General features: G+C 67.7%; 9 protein-coding genes and 1 pseudogene. 3 read left to right on the forward strand and 7 right to left on the reverse strand.

Annotated features, from left to right (window positions below):
• Positions 1-1062, forward strand: a pseudogene (locus tag AC1DK9_RS16465) (carboxypeptidase regulatory-like domain-containing protein); the annotation flags it as partial.
• Between the two features lie 278 nt (positions 1063-1340).
• Positions 1341-2789: a hypothetical protein gene (locus AC1DK9_RS16470; RefSeq protein ID WP_476916624.1), complete on the forward strand. Its 1449-nt coding sequence runs from the start codon at positions 1341-1343 to the stop codon at positions 2787-2789.
• A gap of 76 nt (positions 2790-2865) precedes the next feature.
• On the opposite strand, the gene AC1DK9_RS16475 is transcribed toward AC1DK9_RS16470, so the two are convergent.
• The 7 genes from AC1DK9_RS16475 to AC1DK9_RS16505 all read right to left on the reverse strand — a co-directional run bounded on the left by AC1DK9_RS16475 (position 2866) and on the right by AC1DK9_RS16505 (position 10119).
• Positions 2866-3603 (reverse strand): HAD family hydrolase, encoded by a 738-nt coding sequence (locus tag AC1DK9_RS16475; RefSeq protein ID WP_476862733.1) that lies wholly within the window; start codon positions 3601-3603, stop codon positions 2866-2868.
• Positions 3603-5138 (reverse strand): glutamate--tRNA ligase, encoded by a 1536-nt coding sequence (gltX, locus tag AC1DK9_RS16480; protein ID WP_476916625.1) that lies wholly within the window; start codon positions 5136-5138, stop codon positions 3603-3605. Before gltX ends, AC1DK9_RS16475 begins: the two co-directional genes overlap by 1 nt.
• A gap of 117 nt (positions 5139-5255) precedes the next feature.
• Positions 5256-6032 carry a fumarylacetoacetate hydrolase family protein gene (locus AC1DK9_RS16485; protein ID WP_476862731.1) on the reverse strand — a complete coding sequence of 259 codons (777 nt, stop codon included), beginning with the start codon at positions 6030-6032 and terminating at the stop codon, positions 5256-5258.
• 46 nt (positions 6033-6078) lie between these two features.
• The gene (locus tag AC1DK9_RS16490; RefSeq protein WP_476916626.1) at positions 6079-6873 is read right to left on the reverse strand and encodes an MBL fold metallo-hydrolase; all 795 of its coding nucleotides are present in this window, start codon (positions 6871-6873) and stop codon (positions 6079-6081) included.
• A 141-nt stretch (positions 6874-7014) separates the two neighbouring features.
• Positions 7015-8127 carry a branched-chain amino acid aminotransferase gene (locus AC1DK9_RS16495; RefSeq protein WP_476862729.1) on the reverse strand — a complete coding sequence of 371 codons (1113 nt, stop codon included), beginning with the start codon at positions 8125-8127 and terminating at the stop codon, positions 7015-7017.
• Positions 8128-8235: 108 nt separating this feature from the next.
• Positions 8236-9288: a 3-isopropylmalate dehydrogenase gene (locus AC1DK9_RS16500; protein ID WP_476862728.1), complete on the reverse strand. Its 1053-nt coding sequence runs from the start codon at positions 9286-9288 to the stop codon at positions 8236-8238.
• 72 nt (positions 9289-9360) lie between these two features.
• The gene (locus AC1DK9_RS16505) at positions 9361-10119 is read right to left on the reverse strand and encodes a class F sortase (RefSeq protein WP_476916627.1); all 759 of its coding nucleotides are present in this window, start codon (positions 10117-10119) and stop codon (positions 9361-9363) included.
• A gap of 311 nt (positions 10120-10430) precedes the next feature.
• Between AC1DK9_RS16505 and AC1DK9_RS16510 the strand changes: the two genes are divergently transcribed.
• Positions 10431-11027, forward strand: a complete 597-nt coding sequence (locus AC1DK9_RS16510; RefSeq protein WP_476916628.1) for a hypothetical protein — start codon at positions 10431-10433, stop codon at positions 11025-11027.
• Positions 11028-11096 lie beyond the last annotated feature (69 nt).

The raw sequence follows: 11096 nt of genomic DNA on the forward strand, positions 1-11096 counted from the left end.
ACCATCACCGGAACGGCGAAAGTCGGGGCCACGCTCACGGCAGTCCCGGGAACCTGGGCTCCGGCCCCGGTCACCCTGGCCTACCAGTGGAAGGCCAACGGCGCCGCCATCAGCGGAGCAACGGCCAGCACCTACAAGCCGGCCGCGGCGGACCTAGGGAAGACGATCACGGTCAGCGTCACCGGCTCCAAAACCGGCTACACCACCGCCGAGAAGACCTCGGCGGCGACGGCTCCGGTCGTGGCTGCAGGCCAGATCCTGACCGCACCGGTTCCCACCATCACCGGAACGGCGAAGGTCGGGGCCACGCTCACGGCAGTCCCGGGAACCTGGGCTCCGAGTCCGGTCACCCTGGCCTACCAGTGGAAGGCCAACGGCGCCGCCATCAGCGGAGCAACGGCCAGCACCTACAAGCTGGCCGCCGCGGACCTCGGGAAAGCGATCACCGTCACGGTGACCGGCTCAAAGTCCGGCTACACCACGGCTGCTAAGACCTCGGCTGCCACGGGCGCTGTCGGCGCCGGAGCCCTCGCCACCGCCGTTCCCGCCATCAGCGGAACGGCGAAGGTCGGGGCCACGCTCACGGCTGTCCCGGGAACCTGGGCTCCGGCCCCGGTCACCCTGGCCTACCAGTGGAAGGCCAACGGCGCCGCCATCAGCGGAGCAACGGCCAGCACCTACAAGCTGGCCGCCGCGGACCTCGGGAAGACGGTCACCGTCACGGTGACCGGCTCAAAGTCCGGCTACGCCGCGGCGGCTAAGAGCTCGGCTGCCACGGCCAAGGTCGGGGCCGGAGTTCTCGCCACCGCGGTTCCGACGATCAGCGGAACGGCCAGGGTCGGGTACACCCTGACTGCCCTGCCGCGCACCTGGGGTCCGGCGCCGGTAACACTCCGGTACCAGTGGCGGGCAAACGGCGTCGCCATCAAGGGGGCAACGGCAAGCAAGTTCAAGCCGAGTGCGGCGCTGCGGGGCAAGGCACTCACTGTCACGTTGACCGGCTCCAAAGCGGGGTACACAACGGTTGCCAAGACCTCCATAGCGACAGCCAGGCTGCGCTAGCCGGAGAGGAAATCGCTCCCCCGAAACTGGTTGAGCACTAACACGAGAGGGTCCTTCGGCTGCGGCCGAAGGACCCTCTCGTGTTTGTCCATTTTCTGAAAACCCTTGCCAACTCAGCCCGATCAAGTTTACGCTCGGTAAGTTACCAACGAGTAACAAACCCCTCCCCCACTCAGTTGCGGGCAGAATGACGGCCATTTTTGGATGTTAGCTGCATCACAGTTGCGGGGGGTCGGCAGCAGAGCCGCTGCCGGCGAGAACGTCGAGAGGAACAACCTGTGTCACAGAGCCGTGYCGCCACCGCCCCACCCCGCACCCGGGCGCAACAGATCGCCATCGCCATCCTGGCCCTCCTGCTGATCGCGCTGCTGGGGTTCTATACCCTGGTTACCGGGCGCATCACGGACGGATCCGCTCGGCTCAACGACGGAGCCGGACTCGCCTCCGCCGGGGCGCAGCAGCTCAAGGACGGCGCAGGCAAGCTTGCCACCGGCGCGGGACAGGCCGACGTCGGGGCCGGCAAGCTCTCGGACGGCGCGTCAAAGATCCAGGCCGGGATCGCCGGCAAGCTCGCACCCGGTGCGGAGAAACTGGAGGCCGGCGCCAACACGCTCGCCGAAGGCGCCGTCAAGATCCAAACGGACGTCACCAACAAGCTGGCACCCGGCGTCTACAAGGTAGACGACGGCGCGCAGAAGCTGGCCGCAGGAGCGGTGCAGCTCTCCGCCGCCCTGACTCCGACGGCTTCCGGTAAAGCCCCGAACAACCTGGCCGACGGCGCCACCCAGCTCGACGCCGGAGCCGCCCGGCTTGCCGACGGGACCGGCCAGCTCGCGACGGGCACCGCAGCGCTGAAGGCCGGGACCGACCAGCTGAAGGGTTACCGCGGCGCTAACAACAACCCCGAAGCGGGCACCGGAACCGCCGCGCTGGCCCAGGCCCTTGAGCTGCTCGAGGCCGCCGCCAACGACCCGGTCCAGGGCCTCGTGCCGCTGTCCGTGGTCAAGGACAAGATCGCGAAGATTCTTGACGGCGCCCACAGGCTGGATGCGGGCGCCTCCCAGCTCCAGGCCGGTGCCTCCCGGCTGCAGGCCGGCGCCGGGCAGCTGGATGACGGCGCGGGACAACTCCACGCGGGCACGGGAAAGCTCACCGCCGGTTTCGCCACCCTTGCCGGCAAGCTCAACAGCCGCGATCCCAACAGCCCCGGCGTCGTGATGGGCACCCAGCTGCTGGCCGACGGCACAGCCAAGATCCGCGTCGGCATGGACGGTGTTCCGGGCGACCCCGAACACCCCGGCCTGCTCAAGGCCGCCGCCAGAATGACCGACGGAACCTCGCGGCTGGCCGACGGCACGCTGGCACTGAATGCAGGAATTGCGGGAGACCCGGCGGATCCGGCCAACCCCGGCCTGCTGAAGGGCTCCACGGCCTTGGCCACCGGCGCGTCGCAGCTCTCCGCTGGCAGCACCAAGCTGGCTACCGGATCCACCCAGCTCTCCACCGGCGCCGGCAAGCTCGCCGACGGGAACGCCCGCCTGGCGGCCGGCACCGGAACCCTCTACTCCAGCGCGGCGGCCGTGTCGCCGTCGAACATGATCAAGGCCGACGTGGCAGTGGCCCTGGGGCTCGTCGCGCTCCTGGCCCTGGGTGCCGTCGGCGCCTACCTGGGACTGCGGAACCGGCGCCTGGCGCAGGAACGGCGCCTGGCGCAGGAGACGGCCTAGCCCTTTCACGCGAAACGGCCCCGCCGGAGGAATGCATCCTCAGGCGGGGCCTTTTCGGCGACCGGGGTCGAAAGGGTCAGGCGAGCAGCTCCAGCAGCGAGCCGACCTCGCGCCCTGAGAAACCAGGAGAGGACTCCCCGGCGCGGTTCAACCACACGCCCAGCAGGCCCGCCGCCGTCGAGCCCTCCGCATCGAGCAGGCGGTTGTCACCAACGTACAGCGTCTCGCCGGCACCGGTACCGAGCCGCCGCACTCCCTCGAGGTAGATGGCCGGATCCGGTTTGGCCACACCAACCGTGTCCGTGCCCACGAGGACGCCGATGCGCCCAAGTCCGGCGGCATCGAGCTTCACCCGCTGGTAGTCGTGCACATTGTTGCTCACCGCCCCGTACGGAACGCCGGCAGCGTCAAGCGCGTCCAGCAGCGGTGCCACGTCATCAAAAGCGCGGATGTAGCTGTGCTGCAGGCTGGCGTAGGAGCTCACCCAGTGGTGGGCCTGCTCCCCCTCTTCGAGTTCGACGCCGAAGTGCCCCAGCGCAGCCCGGCCGCGCAGCAGCCGTTGTTCATTGAAGCTCAGTTCCCCGGCCAGGTAACGGTCGTAGAAATGCGTCGTCTCGCGCGTGAAAATCCGCCCGAACCGCTCCCATCCGGCCTCGTCGAGGCCGGGCAGGAGGTGTTCGCTGACGTCACGCAACGCCGTCGTCATCGCAAATTCAAGGTCCACGAGGGTGTCGTCGATGTCGAACAGCACCCCGCGGATGCCCTGAAATCCGGCGGCGAGGGTCCCGCTGCCGGACCCGGACCGGCCGTTCATCAGCCGCGGAAGGCGCGCAGGCGGCCCAGGGACGAGTCCTTGCCGAGGATGACCATCGACTCGAACAGCGGCGGCGAGATCCGGCGGCCGGAGATGGCTGTGCGGACGGGTCCGAACGCCAGCCGCGGCTTGACGCCCATGCCCTCCACGAGGGCCTCCTTCAGCGCGGCCTGGATGTTCTCGGCGGTCCAGTCAGCCAGGGGTTCCAGCGCGGCCAGGGCGGCGTCGAGCACCTCGGTGAGGTTCTCCGGGAGTCCCTTGCGGGCATCATCGGCGACGTCGATCGCGTCGTCGGCCTTGAACAGGAAGGCGAGCATCTCGGGGGCTTCGCCCAACAGCGAGATGCGCTCCTGGATCAGCGGCGCGGCCTCGGCGAGGATCTCCTCCTCACGAGTGGTCAGCTGCTCCCCGACCAGGCCGGCGGACTGCAGGTACGGCACCAGGCGGCCGCGGAAGTCCTCCGGGTCGAGCATGCGGATGTGCGTTCCGTTGATCGCCTCGGCCTTCTTGATGTCGAAGCGGGCCGGGTTTGCCAGCACGTCGTTGACATCGAAGTTCTCGATCAGCTGGTCCACGGTGAAGATGTCCTCGTCCGCGGAGAGGCTCCAGCCCAGCAGCGACAGGTAGTTCAGCAGGCCTTCGGGGATGAAGCCGCGGTCGCGGAGCAGGAACAGGTTGGACTGGGGGTCACGCTTGGAAAGCTTCTTATTGCCCTCCCCCATGACGTACGGCAGGTGGCCGAACACCGGCAGGTAGCTGGCGACGCCGATGTCCATGAGCGCGCGAATCAGCACCACCTGGCGGGGCGTCGAGGAGAGCAGGTCCTCGCCGCGCAGCACGTGGGTGATGCCCATCAGTGCGTCGTCCACCGGGTTGACCAGGGTGTAGAGCGGCGAGCCGTCGGCGCGGACGATCACGTAATCCGGGATGCTGCCGGCCTTGAAGGTGATCTCGCCACGGACCATGTCGGTGAAGGTGACGTCCTCGTCAGGCATCCGCACGCGCAGCACCGGCTGGCGGCCCTCGGCCTTGAACGCCGCGAGCTGTTCCTCGGTGAGGTTCCGGTCAAAGTTGTCGTAACCCAGCTTGGGGTCCCGGCCGGCTGCCCGGTGCCGGGCCTCGACTTCCTCCGGGGAGGAGTAGCACTCGTAGGCGTAACCGGCCTCCAGGAGCTTGGCCACCACGTCCTTGTAAAGGTCCAGTCGCTGCGACTGGCGGTACGGCTCGTGCGGGCCGCCCACTTCCACGCCCTCTTCCCAGCTGATGCCGAGCCACTTGAGGGCCTCGAGCAACTGCTGGTAGCTCTCCTCCGAGTCGCGCGCCGCGTCCGTGTCCTCAATGCGGAACACGAAGGTGCCCTTGGTGTGCTTCGCGTGGGCCCAGTTGAAGAGGGCCGTGCGGATCAGGCCGACGTGCGGAGTGCCGGTCGGTGACGGGCAAAACCGGACGCGGACCGGGGTTTCGGCGGTGACTTCACGGGTCAATTCCGTGGTGGCGGTGCTGGAGACGGCGTCGGGCGCGGTGGGAGTAGTCATAGTGGTACCAACTTTACCGCGTGCCCGACGTCGGATTCCGCTACACAAGCGGACAGCCGCACCGTGGATCCACGGTGCGGCTGTCCGAAAGTGGTGCGGTTTCTTCCGCGGGAGCTGTTAGCGGCGGACCACCGGGTTGGAAAGGCGGCCGATGCCTTCGATTTCCACCTCGAAGCGGTCCCCGGCCTGGACCAGGCCGACGCCGGCCGGGGTGCCGGTCATGATGACATCGCCGGGCAGCAGGGTGAACGCCTGGGAGACGATGGAAACGAGTTCGCGGACGCCGCGGATCATCTGGCTGGTGCTGCCGTCCTGCCGGAGTTCGCCGTTGAGCCGGCCCTGGATCTGCAGGTCCTCAGTGTCCAGCTCCGTCTCAATCCACGGTCCCAGCGGCGCGGAGGTGTCGAAGCCCTTGGCCCGCGCCCACTGGAGGTCCGTCTTCTGGACGTCCCGGGCTGTGAGGTCGTTACCGCAGGTGTAGCCGAAGACGACGTCGTCGACCCGTTCCTCGGGGACGTCCTTGCAGATCCGGCCGATCACCACGCACAGCTCGGCTTCGAAGGAGATCTCCTCGGAGAACTCGGGCAGGATAATCGGATCGTTGGGCCCGATCACCGAGGTGTTGGGCTTCAGGAAGAGCAGCGGCTGGGCCGGCACCTCGTTGCCCAGTTCGTGGGCGTGTTCCACGAAGTTGCGTCCGACGCCGACGACCTTGCTGCGCGGGATAATCGGGGCGAGGAGGCGGACGTCCTCCAGCTTGTGCTTGACGGCGGTCCGCTCCACACCGTGGAAGAAAGGGTCGCCGTTGATGACAGTGATTTCCTCACTGCCGGGCTGGCCCTCAACAATGCCGTACATGGGATCAGAATCGACTACAAACCGGGCGATACGCATGGTTCCTAGCGTACCGTCTCCGGCTGCGGGCCTCCGGACGCGTGTTTCAGGCGGAGCCGCGTGGGCGCAGGTAATCCAGTTGAGCGGCGACGGAGAGTTCCGCAGCGGGCCGGACAGCAGGGTCGACGGCGGCGTAGACGGCGTCGGCCACTTCGTGCACACCCGCTTCCGGTCCAAGCTCGGCGAGGGCGTTGCGGATCTGCGCGAGGCGGTCCTGCCGGTGGTCCCGGTAGGCGCGGACGATGGCGTCGAGCGCCGGAAGCATGGGGCCGTGGGCTGGCAGGACGGTCGCCGGGCCCAGGGCTTCCAGCCGGTCCAGGGAATCGAGGTAGTCTCCCAGTCTGCCGTCGGGGTAATCCAGGACGGTGGTGCCAACACCCAAAATCGTGTCCCCGGTGAGGACGGCGCCGTGGGCACCGTCCTCCGGAAGGTGGAAGCATACGGAGTCTGAGGTGTGGCCCGGCGTCGCCAGCACGCGGATTTCCACCCCGGCAGCGTGCAGCACCTCGCCTTCCCGAAGCGGTTCTCCCCCATGGCAGTGCGCGGGGTCTGCGGCGCGGACGGCGGCACCGGTGAGTTCAGCGAAGCGTTCCGCGGCCGCGGTATGGTCCGCATGCCGGTGCGTGATGAGGACAAGTTCGACGGCACCGTACTCGGTCAGCTCCCGGAGGTGCTCCTCATCCAGCGGCCCCGGATCCACCACCACGACACCCTCCGAACCCGGGGCGGACACCACGTAGGAGTTGGTGCCGTGCAGGCTCATCGGGCCCGGGTTCGGGGCAAGCCGAAACCTAGTCAGCTCGGTGCTGCGGACCAGGGCGCGGGCATCATCGGCAATCACCCTTCCATCTTCCCACCCCGGGATGCGAGACGGAGGAGCCGCAGGGCCCTAATCGCCCGCCGCACCTTCAAGACTAGGAACGACGACGGCGGCCCGCACCCCCGGTGGGTGCGGGCCGCCGTCGAACGGTGGACCTGCGGCCTAGGCCAGGCGGGTCAGCCAGCCGTGGGTGTCCTCCACGGTACCGGTCTGGATGCCGAGCAGCTGCTGGCGGATGGCCATGGTGGTCTCGCCGGCTTTGGCGTCCTCGGAGCCGATGAACTCGGTCTCGTCCTTGAGGACGCCGATCGGGGTGATGACGGCAGCGGTGCCGCAGGCGAAAACCTCGGTGATCTCGCCGGAGGCCACGCCGTCACGCCATTCGTCCAGGGTGATCTTCCGCTCGGTAACCTCGCGGCCCATGTCCCGTGCCACCTGGATCACGGAGGAACGGGTGACGCCCTCCAGGATGGTGCCGGACAGCGCCGGAGTGACCAGCGAACCGTCCTTCATGACGAAGAAGACGTTCATGCCGCCAAGTTCCTCGACAGCGTTGTCATTGAACTGATCCAGGAAGAGGACCTGCTTGCAACCGTGGGCCTCGGCCTCCTGCTGGGCAATCAGGGACGCAGCGTAATTGCCGCCACACTTTGCCGCACCGGTGCCGCCGCGGCCTGCGCGGGCGTATTCGCGGGAGATCCAGATGGACACCGGCTTCAGCTCCCCGCCGAAGTAGTTGCCCGCGGGCGAGGCGATGACGCGGAAGGACACTTCGCGGGCAGCCCGGACACCCAGGAAGGCCTCGGTGGCGATCATGAACGGGCGCAGGTAAAGGGCTTCGCCGTCCCCGGAAGGAACCCATTCCTTGTCCACGGACACGAGCTCACGGATGGCCGTGAGGAAGTATTCCTCCGGCAGTTCCGGGAGGGCGAGCCGGCGCGCGGACTTGTTCAGGCGCGCGGCGTTGGCCTCGGGCCGGAAGGTCCAAATGGAGCCGTCGGCATGGCGGTACGCCTTGAGGCCTTCGAAGATTTCCTGGCCGTAGTGGAGGACCGCGGCGGAGGGATCGAGCGTGATGGGACCGTAGGGTTCAATCCGTGCATCGTGCCAGCCGCCCTTGCCCTCGGCGTCGACGCTGTAGTCGACGACGGCGGTGTGGTCGGTGAAATAGTCGCCGAATCCCGGGTTGGCCAGGATGGCTGCACGTTCTTCAGCGGACTTCGGGGTTGCCGAGAGCCGCTGGCTGAATTCGACGCCATGGGCAGTCTGGGTCATGGTTCCTCCACGGTCGGCTGCCTGGCGTATGAACGCGGTTCATCCTCGGACCACGGCAGCATATTGGTGATTCGCAACAAGCTTACGCCCGTGGGCCGCGCGGGAAGCCTACAGGGCGGCGGCGATCGCGTCCCCGATGGCGGCGGTGCTCCGGAAGCTGCCGTCCCGGCTTTCGACGTCGGCGGCGACGGCGGCCTCGATCTTCCGTGCCGCCGTGGCATAGCCCAGGTGGTCCAGCAACAGGGCCGCGGACAGAATGGCCGCGCTTGGGTCGGCCTTCTGCTGGCCGGCAATGTCCGGGGCGGATCCGTGGACCGGTTCGAACATCGACGGCGCTGTGCGGTCCATGTTGATGTTGCCCGAAGCTGCGAGGCCGATACCGCCGGTGACCGCGGCTGCGAGGTCGGTAAGGATGTCGCCGAAGAGGTTGTCCGTGACGATGACGTCGAAGCGCGCGGGGTCGGTGACCATGAAGATCGTGGCCGCATCCACGTGCAGGTAGTCGTGGCTGACGTCGGGGAATTCCTGCGCCACGGTTTCCACGGTCCTCTTCCAGAGGTGGCCGGCGAAGACCAGGACGTTGTGCTTGTGGACCAGGGTCAGCTTCTTGCGCGGACGCTCGTTGGCGCGGCGGAAGGCGTCCCGGACCACGCGCTCAACGCCGTGGGCCGTGTTCAGCGAGACCTCGGTGGCCACTTCGTGCGGTGTTCCGGCCCGCAGGGTGCCGCCGTTTCCGACATAGGGGCCTTCGGTACCTTCTCGCACCACGATGAAGTCGATGTTGCCCGGGTTCGCGAGCGGGCTACCGACGCCGGCATAAAGGCGCGAGGGCCGCAGGTTCACGAAATGGTCCAGGCTAAAGCGCAGTTTGAGCAGCAGTTCGCGTTCGATGATCCCGGAAGGAATCCGGGTGTCGCCGGGGGCTGCACCCACCGCTCCGAAGAGGATGGCGTCCCTGGTACGAAGGTCGGCAAGGGTTTCTGCCGGCAGGGTCTCCCCCGTCTCCAGCCAGTGCTGGGCGCCGAGCTCATAGTGGGTCTGCTGCAGGACGATGCCCTCGGCGGCGGCAGCCTTCTCCAGGACCTTTAGTGCCTCGGCGGTAACTTCGGGGCCAATGCCGTCGCCGGGGATGACTGCGAGATCAATCGTGGATGCGCTCATGTTTTCAGCGTAGCCAAGGAATCCACATGCTGGTCAAATTGTCTCAATATCCGGAAGGGCGGGGGCGAATCCTCAGCCGCCCGCAACCGGGGACGCCACTACGGTCACGTTCTTTCCCCAAAGGTCACCGGTATAGCAGGAGATCAAAACCAGCCGATTGGGCACGATTGCCCAAATGGCGCTGTCCTTGAGGCTCGACTTGAGGTAGGTGGTCACGGAGTCCACTTTGTAGGTGATGGCGCCGGTGGCCGTGTGGACGGTCAACTTATCACCGGGTGCGGCCATCGTGCTCAGCCGGTTGAACGGCGCATCCACTCCCTGCCAGCTGTGCCCGACGACGTAGGTCGTGTTTGTCGATCCCACGCCCGGGACGCCGAACGGGGTGAGCCAGTATCCGTCCATGGTTTCGGGGGGAACGATGCTCTGGCTCGCAGCTTCACCCGGGCTCGGTTGCAGGGGATGAATCACGACGTCCATTTGTGCAGCAGGGTAGGAAATACGCTCCGGGGCTGCGGCTACCGGGCCTGGCGCCGCCGTCGGGACCGTGCGTCGTACGGCCGCCTTGGGGGTGGCTTTTGGCGACGTGGCCAGGGTGGATCCCGCGACTGACGGAATCGGGCTTTGCGCCGCTGCCGCAACCGTCGGAATGGGGCCTGCCGAGGGGCTGGCCGCGCCCGCCCCTCCAGCGCCGACGCCGAAGGCCGCGTAGAGCAGCCACGCCGCCAACAGTCCAACGGTGCAGAACACCAGCAGCACCTTGTCCCGGCCACGCAACAGCAGTCGTCGCGGCGATGCCTCGTCGGGATTACCTGCACTGCGATGAAGTGCCATGGGAGCTCCTGGTGCGGTCTTTGCCTGAGGGCAATAGCTGTGCGGGCCGGCTGCACAGTGGCAACCGACCCGCATCTTTCCTAGCTGTTGGCGTTACCGCGCTGGACCGTGCCCCGCAGCAGAGCCGTCGCGGCCCCTGCCATCAAGAGTCCGGTCAGCACCGAAAGCCAGAGCGGCACGCCCGCGCTCGGGGTGCTGGCTGCCGCCGTCTGGACGTTGAAACCAACGTTGGAGACTGCCGGAGCGGCAGCGCCCTGGCCGGCACCGGTCGGCGGCGTCGCGGGCTTCGCAGGCGTCGGGGTTACAGGCTCGTGCGCCGGGGGCTCAGCCGGCTCTTCGCAGCCGCAATGGTCGCCGTGGTCGCCATGGTGGCCCTTGTCGCCATGGTCCTTGTCGCCATGGTGGTCCTTGCCGCCATGGTCGCCGTGGTCACCATGATCGCCGTGGCCGTTGCCGTGGTCACCGCCGTTTCCGTTCCCGTGGTCACCGCCGTTGCCGTTCCCGTTCCCGTGGTCACCGGGCTGGCCGCCATTGCCGCCACCGTTGTGGTCACCGGGCTGGCCGCCATTGCCGCCGGGGCCACCGTTGTGGTCACCGGGCTGGCCGCCATTGCCGCCACCATTGCCGCCGGGGCCACCGTTGTGGTCACCGGGCTGGCCGCCATCGCCGCCACCGTTATGATCACCGGGCTGGCCGCCATTGCCGCCACCGTTGTGATCACCGGGCTGGCCGCCATTGCCGCCGCCATTGTGGTCACCGGGCTTGTCGCCACCGTTGCCGTTGCCGTTGCCGTTGCCGTGGTCACCGCCATTGCCAACCGGGGGCGTCACAGGAGGAAMGCTCGGMGTRTCCGGCTTGTTCGAATTGTCCGGCTGGGACGACCCTGGTCCAGCCGGAGGGGTGGTTGAGCCGCCTGAGTGCACGCCCGTGGCATTGCTTGGTGGCGCGGCGTTTGCGGTTCCTGCGCTTCCCAGCAG

The sequence above is a fragment of the Arthrobacter sp. 01T414 genome (assembly GCF_056398965.1).

Bases quoted from the DNA above. Each gene is read 5' to 3' on its own strand.
- AC1DK9_RS16495 (WP_476862729.1), bottom strand. From the start codon at position 8,127: ATGACCCAGACTGCCCATGGCGTCGAATTCAGCCAGCGGCTCTCGGCA.
- gltX (WP_476916625.1), bottom strand. From the start codon at position 5,138: ATGACTACTCCCACCGCGCCCGACGCCGTCTCCAGCACCGCCACCACG.
- AC1DK9_RS16485 (WP_476862731.1), bottom strand. From the start codon at position 6,032: ATGCGTATCGCCCGGTTTGTAGTCGATTCTGATCCCATGTACGGCATT.
- AC1DK9_RS16500 (WP_476862728.1), bottom strand. From the start codon at position 9,288: ATGAGCGCATCCACGATTGATCTCGCAGTCATCCCCGGCGACGGCATT.
- AC1DK9_RS16505 (WP_476916627.1), bottom strand. From the start codon at position 10,119: ATGGCACTTCATCGCAGTGCAGGTAATCCCGACGAGGCATCGCCGCGA.
- AC1DK9_RS16475 (WP_476862733.1), bottom strand. From the start codon at position 3,603: ATGAACGGCCGGTCCGGGTCCGGCAGCGGGACCCTCGCCGCCGGATTT.